At 66.6% G+C, this 14,893-nt stretch carries 13 protein-coding genes; 6 read left to right on the top strand and 7 right to left on the bottom strand.

The features are described 5' to 3' along the window. Window positions 1-2: 2 nt before the first annotated feature. Window positions 3-989, bottom strand: a complete 987-nt coding sequence (locus YM304_RS22075; RefSeq protein WP_051071324.1) for an SGNH/GDSL hydrolase family protein — start codon at window positions 987-989, stop codon at window positions 3-5. 259 nt (window positions 990-1,248) lie between these two features. Here YM304_RS22075 and YM304_RS05620 point away from each other — a divergent pair, with 259 nt between their 5' ends. From YM304_RS05620 to YM304_RS05600, 5 genes are all read left to right on the top strand, one after another. Next, window positions 1,249-2,400 carry a BMP family lipoprotein gene (locus tag YM304_RS05620; protein ID WP_015440683.1) on the top strand — a complete coding sequence of 384 codons (1,152 nt, stop codon included), beginning with the start codon at window positions 1,249-1,251 and terminating at the stop codon, window positions 2,398-2,400. A 144-nt stretch (window positions 2,401-2,544) separates the two neighbouring features. Next, a complete protein-coding gene (locus YM304_RS05615) occupies window positions 2,545-4,071 on the top strand; it encodes an ABC transporter ATP-binding protein (RefSeq protein ID WP_015440682.1) in 1,527 nt (508 codons plus the stop codon). 40 nt (window positions 4,072-4,111) lie between these two features. After that, window positions 4,112-5,254: an ABC transporter permease gene (locus YM304_RS05610; protein WP_015440681.1), complete on the top strand. Its 1,143-nt coding sequence runs from the start codon at window positions 4,112-4,114 to the stop codon at window positions 5,252-5,254. After that, a complete protein-coding gene (locus tag YM304_RS05605; protein WP_015440680.1) occupies window positions 5,251-6,555 on the top strand; it encodes an ABC transporter permease in 1,305 nt (434 codons plus the stop codon). Before YM304_RS05610 ends, YM304_RS05605 begins: the two co-directional genes overlap by 4 nt. After that, window positions 6,552-7,607, top strand: coding sequence for an adenosine deaminase (locus YM304_RS05600; RefSeq protein WP_015440679.1), 1,056 nt, complete (start codon window positions 6,552-6,554; stop codon window positions 7,605-7,607). Before YM304_RS05605 ends, YM304_RS05600 begins: the two co-directional genes overlap by 4 nt. A gap of 40 nt (window positions 7,608-7,647) precedes the next feature. Here YM304_RS05600 and queF read toward each other — a convergent pair whose 3' ends face one another. Next, on the bottom strand, window positions 7,648-8,019 hold the full coding sequence (queF, locus tag YM304_RS05595; protein WP_015440678.1) for a preQ(1) synthase: 372 nt from the start codon (window positions 8,017-8,019) through the stop codon (window positions 7,648-7,650). Between the two features lie 101 nt (window positions 8,020-8,120). Between queF and YM304_RS22070 the strand changes: the two genes are divergently transcribed. Next, window positions 8,121-9,503: a cupredoxin domain-containing protein gene (locus tag YM304_RS22070; protein ID WP_154723321.1), complete on the top strand. Its 1,383-nt coding sequence runs from the start codon at window positions 8,121-8,123 to the stop codon at window positions 9,501-9,503. Between the two features lie 12 nt (window positions 9,504-9,515). Here the strand turns inward: YM304_RS22070 and upp are convergent, their stop codons facing one another. Genes upp through YM304_RS05565 form a run of 5 tightly spaced genes read right to left on the bottom strand, consistent with a single transcriptional unit; the run spans window position 9,516 to window position 14,854 of the window. Continuing rightward, window positions 9,516-10,139 carry a uracil phosphoribosyltransferase gene (gene upp / locus YM304_RS05585; protein ID WP_015440676.1) on the bottom strand — a complete coding sequence of 208 codons (624 nt, stop codon included), beginning with the start codon at window positions 10,137-10,139 and terminating at the stop codon, window positions 9,516-9,518. Window positions 10,140-10,151: 12 nt separating this feature from the next. Next, window positions 10,152-11,234, bottom strand: coding sequence for an adenosine deaminase (locus tag YM304_RS05580; RefSeq protein ID WP_015440675.1), 1,083 nt, complete (start codon window positions 11,232-11,234; stop codon window positions 10,152-10,154). Between the two features lie 40 nt (window positions 11,235-11,274). Then, entirely contained in the window at window positions 11,275-12,165 is an 891-nt protein-coding gene (locus YM304_RS05575) for a phytanoyl-CoA dioxygenase family protein (RefSeq protein WP_015440674.1), read from the bottom strand. A gap of 26 nt (window positions 12,166-12,191) precedes the next feature. Next, entirely contained in the window at window positions 12,192-13,850 is a 1,659-nt protein-coding gene (locus tag YM304_RS05570) for a phospho-sugar mutase (RefSeq protein WP_015440673.1), read from the bottom strand. Further along, complete coding sequence (locus YM304_RS05565) at window positions 13,850-14,854, bottom strand: adenosine kinase (protein WP_015440672.1); 1,005 nt, start codon at window positions 14,852-14,854, stop codon at window positions 13,850-13,852. Before YM304_RS05565 ends, YM304_RS05570 begins: the two co-directional genes overlap by 1 nt. Window positions 14,855-14,893 lie beyond the last annotated feature (39 nt).

Here is a 14,893-nt window from a genome sequence, read left to right as displayed (position 1 = left end):
CGTCAGATGTTGGCGCCGAGCTCGCGCAGTGCTTCCTGCACCTCGACGGCGATGTCGATGGCGAGGATCTCGGCGCCGTTGGTGTTGAGATGGAAGCCGTCGTCGGCCCGCACGTCTTTGCCGACGTTGTCCCGCGGGTCGACGACGAACTCGGCCCAGCCGCCATCCCGACCCGAGAACCGCTTCCACGTGTCGACGAACACGACGTCGGGGCGATCCGCGGCAGCCGCCTTGGCTGCGCGGTCCTGGATCGCCAGGCGTTCGGTCACCTCCGGGCTGTCGTCGTTCGGGATACCCACCCAGATCACGTGCTCGGTCTGCTCGAGCAGGATGTCCATCACCTCGCCGGCACGGCGCTGGTACTCCTCCGACCACTCGGCCTCGTTCGTCACCGGGTCACCGATGATGAACTCCAACTCGTCCTGCGGCAGCGAGAGCCCCTGCGAATCGTTGCCGCCGAACGTGACGACGATGATGTCGGGATCGACCTCGGGCACCTTGGCGGTGAGTTCGTTCGGCCAGTTGAAGAAGTCGGGGCGAGCGAGGCCCGACGACACGACGTAGTTGAGTTCGGTGTCGACGATGAGCGTGCCGTCGAGCAACTTCTCGAGATACGGGCCGAACGTGCCGGCGTCGGAGTCGCCGACGATGTAGACCTTCGCCTTGTTGTCGGGGGCGGGCGGGCCGGTGTTCTCCGGTTGCGGCTCGGTGGTCGTGGTCGTCGAGGTCGCGACCGGATCGACCGCGTCGTCGAAGGGGTCGACGACGGTCGAACCCGCCGCCAACGTTTCGGCCTCGTCACCGATCGGTGAACAGTCGGCGTCACCGTCGGTGCAGGTGACCACGCCAGCGGGCTCGGGAGCTCCGACGACCAGACGCTCGTCGTCGCCGCCGAACGACGATGCGATCGCCTGGACGAGCGCGTAGCAGACGATCCCGACCACGCCGAGCGCGCCGAGTCGGCGCACCCAGAACCGTTGCTGGCTCACGGGTTTGCGGCGCGTTGGGGGGCGTGACGACGAAGCCATCCGGGACCACGATAGGAGTCGGTGAGCGCCGAGCGACGGCATCGTCGCTCGGCGGGGCATCTCGTGTCAGCGAAACCGGCACCATTTTCGTACCTCGCCCACGCTCTCCGCCGGTCGACGATGGTCACATCGCGCCCCACAGCTCACTTACCAGCGGGTAGCTTTGTGGGTTCACGTGAACATCCGGTGCAAACCGGAGCACAACTCTGAAGGGGAGAACATGAACAAGAGCAAGAACCTGCTTGCATTCGGTGTTGTCGCCGCTCTCGGATTCGCAGCCTGTGGCAGCGACGACGAGCCGGCAGACGAGCCCGCCGAAACCGAAGACGAAGCGCCTGCTGAAGAAGCACCCGCCGAAGAAGAAGCGATGGAAGAAGAGCCGAGCGAAGAAGTCGCCTCGGGCGACTTCGGCGTCGGCCTCACCTACGACATCGGTGGCCGCGGCGACCAGTCGTTCAACGACTCGGCTGCCGAAGGCATCGAGCGTGCGGCCGCCGAGATCGGCATCACCGCTTCCGAGCTCGTCCCGAACGCCGACGGCTCCGACCGTCCGGAGCTCCTGCAGCTCCAGGCCGACTCGAACGACCTCGTCATCGGCGTCGGCTTCCTGTTCGCGGACGACACCGTCGCCGCTGCTGCCGACAACCCCGACGTCAACTTCGCCGTCATCGACGATGCGATGCTCGACTTCGACAACGGTGGCGTTCCCCGCTGTGACAACTGCGCAGGCCTGACCTTCGCTGAAGAGCAGGGTTCGTTCCTCGTGGGTGCCGCTGCGGCACTCAAGAGCGAGAGCGGCAACATCGGCTTCATCGGTGGCGTTGCTGGCTTCGGTCTCATCGAGAAGTTCGAAGCAGGTTTCGAGGCTGGCGCCAAGGCCGTCAACCCCGACATCGTCATCCAGAGCCAGTACATCACCGAAGCTCCTGACTTCGACGGCTTCTTCGCACCTGACCGTGCCAAGGAGATCGCCCTGTCGTTCTACGACGGTGGCGCCGACATCATCTACCACGCAGCTGGTGGTTCGGGTGCCGGTCTGTTCGAAGCCGCCAAGGAAGCCTCCGAAGCCAGTGGCTCGAAGGTCTGGGGCATCGGCGTCGACTCCGATCAGTACAACACCGTTGACGCGGCCGTGCAGGAATACGTCCTCACGTCCATGATCAAGCGTGTCGACACCGCAGTGTTCGAGATCGTCAACACCCAGGCCAAGGGCGAGTTCGCCGCTGGCAACGTGGTGTACGACCTCTCGCTCGACGGCGTCGGCTACTCGACCACGGGTGGCTTCATCGACGACATCGTCGATCAGCTCGAAGACTTCAAGGCACAGATCGTCGCCGGCGACATCGTCGTCCCGACGACGCCCGAAGCCTGATCACCCGCACACGGTGAGTCCGGGCCTCATCGAGTAACACCAAGGTCCGAAGATTCACTACTGTCCGTTGAGAGCGGGGCCGGTCCTCCGGTCCCGCTCTCGTCGTTTTCTGTCGAGTTCTCATCGAGTAACGGAGCCCACCACGTGAGTGCAGCCATCGAGCTGATCGGAATCACCAAGCGCTTTCCCGGCGTCATCGCCAACGACAACGTCAACCTCACCGTCGAGCGTGGAGAGATCCACGCCATCTGCGGCGAGAACGGCGCCGGCAAGTCGACGTTGATGAAGATGCTGTACGGCATGCAGGCGCCCGACGAGGGCCGCATGCTCGTCGACGGCAAGGAAGTCCACCTCGATTCGCCGAGCGAGGCGATCGAACTGGGCATCGGCATGGTGCACCAGCACTTCATGCTCGCCGAACAGCTCACGGTGCTCGAGAACGTCATCCTCGGCTCCGAGCCGGTCAAGTCGGGCGGCGTCATCGACTTCAAGGAAGCCCGCTCGCACTTCGACGAGGTCGGCGAGGCGTACGGCCTCACCATCGACCCCGACGACCTGGTCGAGACCCTCGAGGTCGGCGAGCGCCAGCGCGTCGAGATCATCAAGGTGCTGTTCCGCGGTGCCGAGATCCTGATCCTCGACGAACCGACCGCCGTGCTCGTGCCACAGGAGGTCGAAGAACTGTTCCGCAACATGCGCGAGCTCAAGGCCAACGGCGCCACGATCCTCTTCATCGACCACAAGCTCGACGAAGTCCTCGAGATCGCCGACTCGATCACCGTGCTGCGCCAGGGTCGCACCATCGCCACGGTCGACCCGAACGACGTCACCGCCGGCGATCTCGCCGAACTGATGGTCGGCTCCGAACTCCCCACCCCCGACACCACCGACTCGACCGTCACCGACGAGGTCATGCTGTCGGTCAGCGACGTCACGGTGCTCGATGCCGACGAACGCCCGGTCGTCGACAACGTGTCGCTCGACATCCGCCGCGGCGAGATCGTCGGCATCGCCGGTGTCGAAGGCAACGGCCAACACGAACTCGTGTCGGCGATCATGGGCATGCTCGAACCGGCCCGTGGAACGGTGTCGCTCGGTGGCGAGCGCATCGACGACTGGTCGGTCCGCGAGCGCCGCGAAGCCGGGGTGGCGTACGTGCCGCAAGACCGACACTCCGAGGGACTCCTCCTCAACGCCCCGCTGTGGGAGAACGCCGCGCTCGGCCACCAGACGCAGCCGCCGTACGCGAAGGGGATCTGGATCGACCGGGAGGGTTCACGATCGAACACCGAACGCATCCGCGAGATCTACGACGTGCGCACGCCAAACGTCGACGTGTCGGCCCATGCGCTGTCGGGCGGCAACCAGCAGAAGCTGATCCTCGGACGCGAGATCATGTCCGATCCGAGGTTGCTCATCGCCTCGCATCCGACCCGAGGTATCGACGTCGGCGCACAAGCGGCGGTGTGGGAACACCTCCGCAACGCCCGAGCCGCCGGCCTCGCCACGCTGCTCATCTCCGCCGACCTCGACGAGTTGATCGGCCTGTCCGACACGATCGTGGTGATGTTCCGCGGTCGCCTCGTCGCCACCCTCGACCCCAACGACGTCACGCCCCGTGACCTCGGCGCCCACATGACCGGCTCGCACAGCGAAGGAGCCGACGCATGAACACCCTGTCCCTGCCGACGACGACCAGAAGAGCCACATCATGAACAATCCACGACTTCGCCGAATTCTGCTGTCGATCGGAGCGCCGGTGGCGGCGGTGTTCTTCGCCGTGTTGCTGTCGTCGATCGTCCTGGTCGTCTCCGGAAACAACCCGTTCGCCGCGTACTTCGACATGCTCGAGAACGCGAGCCGTCTCGAGACCTTCGTCGACATCCTCAACTCGGCGACCCCGCTCTACATCTCCGGTATCGCCGCGGCGATCGGCTTCCGGATGAACCTGTTCAACATCGGCGTCGAGGGTCAGTACCTGCTGGCTTCGTTCTTCGCTGCGGCAGCGGGCGGCTACTTCGCCGGGCTTCCGGCACCGCTCCACGTCGCACTCATCTTGTTCGTCGGCATGTTCGTCGGATCGGCCTGGGCCGGGCTGGCCGGTGCGCTCAAGGTCAGCCGCGGGATCAACGAGGTCATCTCGACGATCATGCTCAACTTCATCGCGGTCGGTGGCATCATCGCCTGGCTGATCCGCGAATGGGCCGACGACACCGGAGCCACCAACTCGGGCACGACCCCGATCGACGAGTCGGGCCACCTCCCGAACCTCAACGGCATCCTTGAGATCTTCACCCGTGACGTGAGCAAGGGCCGCGAACTGACCGGCGTGTTGCTCATCGCCGCCATCGTCGGCGTCGGCTATCACCTGTTCATCAACCGCACGCGCGTGGGCTACGACTTCCGTGCCAGCGGATTCAACCCGCTCGCGGCTCGCGCCGGTGGTGTGCCGCCCAAGCGCATGGTCATGTACGCCATGCTGCTGTCGGGTGCGATCGCCGGACTCGTCGGCATGGTCGAGGTCCTCAGCGAACGCTTCAAGTACGACCAGAGCTTCATCCAGGGGCTGGGCTTCAACGGCATCGCGGTCGCCCTGCTCGGACGCAACAACCCTGCCGGGATCGCCGTCGGAGCGCTGCTGTTCGGCTTCCTCAACTCGTCGTCGGGCATCTTGCAGATCACCGGCAACGCCACACCCGAGATCGTCGAGATCATGAAGGGCATCATCGTGCTCAGCGCCGTGGTCGCCTACGAGGTCGTCCGCCGGATCAAGGAACGTGACGAAGCGCAGTCGGCCGCCGAGGCGACCGAACGAATGCCCACCGTCGCGGCGATGGCAGGAGGCGAATCATGACCGACGTGCTCACCACTCCGTCGGCGAGCGACACGCCCGAGCCGACGAAGTCGACGCTGCTCGCCAAGTACGTCGCCCTCCCCGCTGCGTTCCGCTGGATGATTTTGGCGGCCTTCGGTGTGCTGCTGCTCTCCACCGTCCAGACCTTCGGCGGCGACGACACGACCGTCCTGACCGACCCGGGCACCTCGGGCGCCATGCTCCGCTTCGCGGTGCCGATCCTGCTCGCCGGCCTCGGCGGCCTGTTCTCCGAGCGTGCCGGCATCGTCAACATCGGCCTCGAAGGAATGATGGTCCTCGGCACCTGGTTCGGTGCGTGGGGCACGGTCAACTTCGGGTCGCCGTGGGCCGGCATTCTGTGCGCCGCCGCCGGTGGCGCCCTCGGTGGACTCCTCCATGCGGTCGCCACCGTGAGCTTCGGCGTCGATCACATCATCTCCGGTGTGGCGATCAACATCCTGGCGCCCGGTATGGCCCGGTTCATGTCCGACCAGGTGTTCAGCGACTGGCAGGGTGGCTCGATCACCCAGTCGCCTCGCGCCGGCGGTCTGCCGAAGATCAACGTCCCGGTGCTGTCGGGAAACGACGGACTGCTCGCCAACATCGACGACGCCGACATCTTCTTCATCTCCGACCTCGCCGGAGTGCTCGAAGGCTTCGTCACCCAACTGTCGCTGTACACGGTGATCGCGTTCGCACTCGTCCCGCTGAGCGGTTGGATGCTGTGGCGCACACGCATCGGTCTGCGTATCCGCATCTGCGGTGAGCGTCCCGAAGCCGGTGAGAGCCTCGGCGTCGACATCTACAAGCACAAGTACATCGGTGTCATCATCAGCGGCGCCATGGCCGGCCTCGCCGGCGGCTTCATCGCCATGGAGCTCTCCAACGTGTTCCGCGAAGGACAGACACAGGGGCGCGGCTTCATCGGCCTCGCTGCCCTGATCTTCGGCAACTGGCGTCCGGCCGGCCTCGCGGTCGGCTCGCTCCTGTTCGGCTATCCGTTCGTGCTCGCGTTGCGCGACTCCGAAGGCCTCGGCACGCACTCGCTGCTGCTCGTCATCGCCATCGCGCTGTTCGGCATGCTGGCCTGGTCGATCAAGCAGCAGAAGCGGACCGACGCGATCATCGCCGGTGTGCTGGCGAGCGGCACGTTGATCTGGTGGCTCATGACCGATCGGGCACCCAACTGGTTGCCCAACACGATGCCGTACGCCACGGTGCTCCTCGTGCTGTTGTTCATGAGCCAGAACCTGCGGATGCCCGCCGCCGACGGCCAGATCTACCGCAAGGGCGGCGCGTGACCCCAGCTGTGGCCATCGCCCTCCCGAAGGTGCTGCTGCACGACCACCTCGACGGAGGTCTGCGGCCGTCCACGCTCGTCGAGCTCGCGGGTGAGATCGGGTGGATGCTGCCGTCGACCGACGTCGACGAGTTGCAACAGATCATCACCGACGCGGTCGACTCCAACGACCTCATGCAGTACCTGGCCACGTTCGAGCACACGCTCGCAGTGATGCAACAGGTCGATGCAATCGAACGGGTGGCCGCCGAGGCTGCCGTCGACCTCGCCGCCGACGGGGTCGTGTACGCCGAGGTGCGGTTCGCTCCCGAACTCCACCAGCAGCTGGGACTCGACCTGACCGATGTGGTCTCGGCGGTCACCGCCGGATTCCGACGCGGCGAACTCGCCGCGGCCGACGCCGGCAACACGATCACGGTCAACGCGATCCTGTGCGCCATGCGGACCGAACACCGGTCGCTCGAGATCGCTCAGCTCGTCGACCGGATGCGCGACTGGGACGACAAGGTCGTCGCCTTCGATCTCGCCGGTGCCGAAACCGGGTTCCCACCGTCGCTGCACGCTGAAGCACTGGCGTTCGCCCGGCGCACGCAGCAGAACATCACGATCCATGCCAGCGAGCCGCCCGATCTCGAGCTGATCGCCAACGCGCTCGAACACGGCGCTCACCGCATCGGCCACGGAGTCCGCCTGCAGGCCGACATCGACTTCTCGGCGGGCACGATGGGCCATCTCGCTCGCCATGTGCTCGACCGGCAGATCCACCTCGAGATGGCGCCGACCTGCCACGTGCACGTGGGCGCGGTCGAGTCGATCGACGCGCACCCGCTGGTGCCGATGCTGCGAGCCGGGTTCAACGTCGGGATCAACACCGACAACCGCTTGATGAGCGGTGTGATGCCGTCGAGCGAACTCGCCGTGGTCGCGACTGCGCACGATCTCACGCGAGCCGAGATGTGCCAGATCGCCGAGAACGCGGCGATGGCGTCGTTTGCTCCGATCGAGCAGCGACGGGCCCTCGTCGCCGACGTCATCCGCCCGGCCTACGCCTGAGGCGGCGAGGCCGCCGGGAGTGCGCTCTCGGCGTGTGGGCTCAGCGGGTGAGGTGGCTGACGGCGCGCACTTCGATGCCGCCGCGTGGGCGCTGCGTGAGCGTGACGGTGACCTCGGTCGGCTTCGCCGTGTTCATGACTTCGCCGGCGATCTCGGCCGCCAGCGCTTCGGCGAACACGGCGCGGTCACGGAACCCCCACAGGTAGAGCTTGAGGCTCTTCGACTCGATGCACCACTCGTCGGGTGTGTATTCGATGACGACCGTCGACAGGTCGGGTTGCTCGGTGACGGGGCACATCGAGTTGAGCTCGTCGTTGGTGAACGTCACCGTCGAGATCCCGTCGGGCGCGGGGAACACCTCGACGTGATCGATCGCGTGACGAACGGTGGCTCCGAGAACGGTCAACTCCATGCGGTGGAGGCTATCGACGCCCTGCCTGCCGGAACCTCAGATCGACGATCGCGGCTATCGTCGGAGACGCACGACACGTGCTGATCTGGGGGATCCACACCATGGGCAAACGAACAGCGGCCGTTCTGGTCGTGGGCGCGCTCGTCGCAGCAGCCTGCGCAGGCTCCGACGACGCCACCACCGAGACCACGGCCGAGACCGCTCCGGCCACCGCCGTGCCGACGAGTGCGCCCGCTTCGCCCACCACCGACGCCCCGCCGCCGGTCACCGATGCGCCCGACACGACCATCGTCGAGACCACGACGACGATCGACCCGTCGGAGGCGAAGACGCTCGAGCAGATCAACGCCTACATCGAGCAGGCCGCCGCCTTCGACCAGGCGGGAGCCGACGCGCAGTTCCCCGAGGGGCTGACGTTCGCCGCCGGCGGTGCGCCCGGCTACTCCCGCTACGTGTTCCGCGAGAACTCGTTCGGCGTCGTCCCCACGCTCGTCGAGGGTCCGCTCGACGACACCGTGCGCTGCCAAGACGTGGAGCTGCCGTGCTCGTACCTCGAACTCAAGGAACTGCACGAGTCCGGTGCCGACATCCCCGACGAACTCCAGATGGACGCCGCCGAGCTCGCCGAACTGGTGAGCCAACTCGACGAGTTGAGTGCGTTCGCCGTCGCCCACGCCGACATCGACACCGCCTGCGCCGAGGGGTTCGTCTCCGACCGCATCCAGACCGCCAACATGGGCACCCACCTCTACAAGGTCGACTGGATCGTCGACGGTTTCGATCCGTCGAAGCCCGAGATCCTGCTCTACGCCCTCGCCGACGACACGGTGCCCGACGGACCGGTCGGACAGTGCCGCGACGGCGTGTGGGACGGCGAACCGATGCAGCTCATCGGCACGTCGTTCATCATCCCGCCCCAGGTCATCGGCAACGAGCACCCCGAGACCTTCGCGGGTCCGCTCGACAACTGGCACATCCACTACAACCTCTGCCGCGGCGCCGCCGAGGGGCGCGACTCGTTCCTGCCCAAGTCGGAATGCGACGCGGCGGGCGGCAACTTCAGCGCCTCGCTCGGCTGGATGATCCACGCCTGGGTCGACCCGGCGCACGACAACGATCTCGGTGTGTTCTCGATGTGGAACTCCACGGTGGCCCCGATCAGCGACCCGACCGCGATCCGCGAAACCCGCCAGGTGCGAGGTTCCGACTTCCCCGACGGCGCGGAGCAGTCGCTCATCAGCGACTTCGCCTACTCGGGCGAACTCGAACTCACGGTCGGACAGTCGCTGTTCTTCAACAACGTCGATGCGGTGCCACACACCGTGAGCGCCGGCACGTTCGAAGATCCTCAGCTCGACTCGTTCGACTCGGGGCTGCTGTCACCGGGCACGAACTTCGAGCTCACCTTCGACGAACCCGGCGTCTACAGCCTGTTCTGCACGCTGCACCCCGACATGGTCGCCACGGTCAGCGTCGACGGCTGAGCGGGCTCCGGATCAGAACTGGCGGTCGCCTGCGTCGCCGAGGCCGGGGACGATGTACGCGTTCTCGTTGAGGTGATCGTCGATCGACGCCGTGTAGAGCACCACGTCGATACCCGACTGCTCGACGGCCTCGATGCCCTCGGGCGCACACAACGCACACACGACGGTCAACGGCTGCTCGGCGCCGCTCTCGATGAGCAACTCGAGCGTGTGGATCAACGACCCACCGGTGGCGAGCATCGGATCGACCACGATGACGGGGCGGCCGGCCATGGTGTCGGGCAGCTTGTTGACGTACGGCTCGGGCTGATGCGTCTCCTCGTTGCGAGCGATGCCGATGAAGCCGACGTCGGCGTTCGGCAGCAACTGCTGTGCCGGAGCGAGGAATCCGAGCCCGGCGCGCAGGATCGGCACGATGATCGGTTGCACGGCGAGGCGCGTCGCCGAGGTCTCGGTGAGCGGCGTGGTGACCACACCGACGACGGTGGGCAGCGACTGCGTCGCCTCGGCGATGAGCAGCATGCCGATGCGCTCGAGGTTCTGGCGGAACAGCGCGTTCGGGGTGTCGACGTTGCGAATGGTCGCCAGCGCGTCGAGCACCAGCGGATGGTCGACGACAACGGTGTGAACGGTCATGGCAGCAGTCTCTCAGACGCCGAGTTGCTGCTCGGCCTTGAGCATCGCGTAACGCGGCTTGACGATGCCGTCGATGATCTTGATGCGTTCGGGGAACGGGGCGAACGCCGACTTGACGGCGTTGACGGTGAGCCACTGGAGGTCGTCGAGTCCCCAGCCGAACGCCTCGCAGCACTCGACCATCTCATTGGTCATCGACGTGTCGCTCATGAGGCGGTTGTCGGTGTTGAGCGTGACGCGGAATCGGAGCCGGCGCAGCAGCCCGATCGGGTGCTCGGCGATGGTGGGCGCGACCCCGGTGTTGACGTTGGAGGTCGGGCACACCTCGAGCGGGATGCGGCGGTCACGGATGTAGGTGGCGAGCTGGCCGAGCGTGGCTTCACCGTCGTCGTCGACCGTGATGTCGTCGATCAGGCGGACGCCGTGCCCGAGCCGCTCGGCGCCACAGAACTGCACCGCTTCCCAGATCGACGGCAGCCCGAAGGCTTCCCCGGCGTGGATCGTGGCATGGAAGTTCTCCCGGTTGACCAACTGGAACGCGTCGAGGTGGCGGGTGGGCGGGAAACCGGCCTCGGGACCGGCGATGTCGAACCCGACGACGCCCTTGTCACGATGGCGGATCGCCAGCTCGGCGATCTCGAAGCTGCGCGCCGCCTGACGCATCGCGCTCAGGATGCCGTAGATCGTGAGGTCGGTGCCCTCCGAACCGCGGCGAAATCCTGCCGTGACCGTTTCGACGACCTCGTCGAGCGTGAGCCCCGCTTCGAGATGCAGTTCAGGAGCGAACCGGATCTCGGCGTAGACCACACCATCGGCCGCGAGGTCTTGCGCACACTCGTAGGCGACCCGCTCGATCGCGTCGCGGTGCTGCATGACGGCCCCGGTGTGGGCGAACGTCTCGAGGTAGAGCACGAGATCGTTGCGCTTCGCGCCCTTGTTGAACCACTGCCCGAGCTCGGTCACATCGGTGGTCGGCAGACCGTCGTAGCCGTATTCGGCGGCCAGCTCGACGACCGTCTCGGGGCGGAGCCCACCGTCGAGGTGGTCGTGGAGGAGCGCCTTGGGAGCTCGTTTGATCAGTTCAGCCGACGTCATCCTCTCAGGCTACCGATGCCAGCTCGGTGCGATTCCCCGATCAGCGGGCGAGTGGTCGCAACGGCATGTCGTCGGGTCGTTGCAACCAGTTCCAGTCGGGGTAGTCGGCTGCATCGGAGATGCAGTGGAGGCTGTAGGCGTGGCGGCTCGTCGCCGAGCGGTTCGGTCCGCTCCAGTGCGGGAGCAGCCCGTGGAGGGCGACGAGTGTTCCCGCCGGCACTTCGAGCGGGACGAGTCGACCCGACGAGGGGTCGCCGACGTCGGTCGGTGGACTCGGGAGCGGCGACGGGTCGAGCACGTCGAAGACCGTGCCGTCGGCAGCGGCCGGATCGTCGAGATCGTTGCGCTTGAAGAGCTGCCGCAGCGGCGATCGATGCTCGCCGGGCGCGGCCCACAGACAGCCGTTGTCGATCGTGGCGTCTTCGATCGCGAACCAGAATCCGGTCACGGTGATCGGATCGGTGTACAGGAAGGTGGCGTCCTGGTGGCAGGTGACCTCACCGCCGATGCGCGGCTGCTTGAAGATGTACATCGACTGGAGCGCCATGGCGTCGGCCAGCCCGAGATCGGCGGCGACCTCGGCGAGATCGGGGTCGTAGGCGAACTGCTCGAACACGTCGTCGAGGTCGTGTTGCGCGTGACCGATCTTGTTGATGCTGAGTTCTTTGGGTTGGGCGAGCGCGCCGTCGGCGTCGAAGGCGCCTTCTTCGAAGAAGCACCAGGTCGTCGCTCCGGAGTTCAAGAACTCGTCGTTCGACTCCCGCTCCTGCTCGTTGGTGGTGAAGACCGAGCGGTGCTCGGTCGGCTCCCAGTCGTCGACGATCTCGAGCGCCCGCTCACGCAGACGGGCGCAGGCGTCGCCCGACACGAAGTCGGGTACCACGAGGAATCCGTCCCGCTCGAAACTCGCCACCTGCTCGGTCGTCAGCACCCACGCGACCGTACCGCCATCGGCGGTCAGGGAGCGGACGAAGCGAGTGCTGCGAGGAGATCGTGGAGCACGTCGGCGTCGACATCGACGGCCTCGCCGTACAACTTCACCTTCGGCTCGGTGCCGCTCGGGCGGATCTGCAGGCGAACACCGCCGTCGAGCATCAATCGAACGAGGTTCGCCTCGGGGTACGTGGCCACCGACGTGACCGCCCGGTCGCCCACGTCGCTCGGAGGTGCCGCTTCGATCGACGCGACCCAGCGCGCTCCGACCTTCGGGTCGAGACGAACCGACAACTCGGCGGTGACGTACTGGCCGTACTGCGCGGCGATCGCATCCAGACGCCCCTGCACGGTGGTGCCATCGGCCTCGGCGCACGCCGCGATCTCAGCCATCATCACCGCGGCCGTGATGCCGTCCTTGTCGAGCGGTCGCGGCGCGACGAGGTAGCCGAGCGCCTGCTCGTACCCGAAGACGAACCGCTGGCCCACCTTCACCCGTTCGGTCGCGATCTTGCCGATCCACTTGAAGCCGGTGAACGTCTCCTCCGAGTGCACGCCGTAGGCGGCAGCCATGCGTGCCAGCAGTGACGACGAGACGAGGGTGGTCACCACGAGGCGATCGTCGCCCGACGTGTTGGCGAGGATGTGATCGGCGAACAACCACCCGATCTCGTCGCCACTCAGCTTGCGCCACGAACCGTCGGGCTGCGGGATCGCCACACCCAGGCGGTCGGCATCGGGATCGTTCGCGAGCGCGATCGCGGCGCCCGATTCGCTGGCCGTGGCGAGCAGCAGGTCCATCGCCCCGGGCTCTTCGGGGTTCGGGAACGACACGGTCGGGAACGTCCCGTCGGGCACGTGCTGTTCGACGACCGGGATGGGCGTGTCGAACCCCGCCGCCGTGAAGGCCATCTCGATCGTCTCGGCCCCCACGCCGTGCATGGCGGTGTACGCCACGGGCACACCGGGCACCTCCGGGCGGAGACGCACGTCGGGCACGCTGGCGACGTACGCCTCCTGCCACGAGTGGTCGAGGCGTTGGATCAGATGGTCGTCTTCGGGAGCGAGTGCGATCGACAGCGGGTCGACCGTCTCGATGCACGCCGAGATCTCTTCGTCGATCGGACTCACGATCTGCGAACCGGTGTCGAGGAACACCTTGTAGCCGTTGTCGGCCGGCGGGTTGTGCGACGCCGTGACCACCACGCCCGCTGCCGCATCGAGACCGGTGATCGACCAGGCGAGCACCGGGGTGGGCTGCACCCCGGGATGCAACATCGACCGGATGCCCATCGCCGCCAGCACACGTGCCGTGTCGAGTGCGAACAGATCGCTCTTGCGGCGGGCGTCGTGAGCGATCACCACACCGCGTTCGGCAGCGCGTTCCACCACACCCGCCGACTCCTGCTCCTGCAGCCATCGTCCGAGTCCTGCAGCCGCCTGGCGGACCACCAGACGGTTCATCCGCATCGAGCCCGCCGCGACGGCGGCACGGAGCCCGGCGGTGCCGAACTGGAGGCGACCGGCGAAGCGTGCGATCAGGTCGTCGCCGGCCGCGGCATCTCCGGCGCGAGCGGCGCTGATGAGCTCATCGAGCTCTCGACGGATGTCGTCGTCGGGCTCGGCGTCGAGCCACGCACCGGCGGTGCGAAGGGCGGCGGTGAGTTGCGGCGTTTCGACCATCAGGCCAGAGTATGCAACTCGACGAGCGGCCGCGGCCCAACGTGGCTGATCACTTCGGCTGCGGCGACCGAGCCGAGGCGACCGCACTCACGGAGGTCGGCTCCCGACGTGAACCCGTAGAGGAACCCCGAGGCGAACAGATCGCCTGCGCCGGTCGTGTCGAGCACCTGTTGCACCGGGACCGCGTCGACCTCGATCACTTCGTCGGCCGTGATGATGACGCAGCCGTCGGCGCCGCGAGTGATCGCAGCGAGCCGGCACTCGGCCCGCAGGGCTGCGACGGCCTCGTCGAACGATTCGACCTCGTACAGCGAGAGCAGTTCGTCTTCGTTGCCGAAGAGCAGGTCGACCTCGTCGGCGACGAGCGCTCGGAAGTCGGCGCGGTGACGATCGACGCAGAACGAGTCCGACAGGGTGAGCGACACCGTGCGGCCGTTGTCGTGCGCGATGCGGGCTGCGTGTCGGAACGCCGCCTTGGCGTCGTCACGGTCGAACAGGTAGCCCTCCATGTACAGCACGGTCGAATCGGCGACAGTCTCGTCGTCGACATCGCCGGGTTGCAGGAAGCTCGACACACCGAGGTAGGTGTTCATCGTCCGTTCGGCATCGGGGGTGACCACGATGACGCAGCGACCGGTCGGCGTGCCGTGGTCACGGCCGCCTCCACGAAACGCCACGCCGACCGCGCGCATGTCGTGCCCGAACACGTCGCCGAGGTCGTCGGAGTTGACCTTGCCGATGTACGCAGCTCGCCCGCCGAAGCTGGCGACGCCACACATCGTGTTGGCCGCAGATCCGCCGCTCATCTCGACCGCTCCGTCGAGCGCCGCGTAGAGCTCGACGGCACGCTCGGTCTCGACGAGGGTCATCGAACCCTTGACGAGTTCGTGAGCTGCGAGGAACTCGTCGTCGGCGTGGGCGATCACGTCGACGAGAGCGTTTCCGATGCCCGCGACGTCGAACCGCGCGGGTCGAGGAGTTGCTGATGACGACGTTTCCGGCACGGCCAGACACGCTACCCGTCCGGCCTCGGCGCCGATACT

This window comes from Ilumatobacter coccineus YM16-304, assembly GCF_000348785.1.
GTDB classification, from domain to species: Bacteria; Actinomycetota; Acidimicrobiia; order Acidimicrobiales; family Ilumatobacteraceae; genus Ilumatobacter_A; species Ilumatobacter_A coccineus.
Note: the sequence above shows the minus strand (reverse complement) of the source record. Positions and strands in the feature narration are given on the sequence as shown.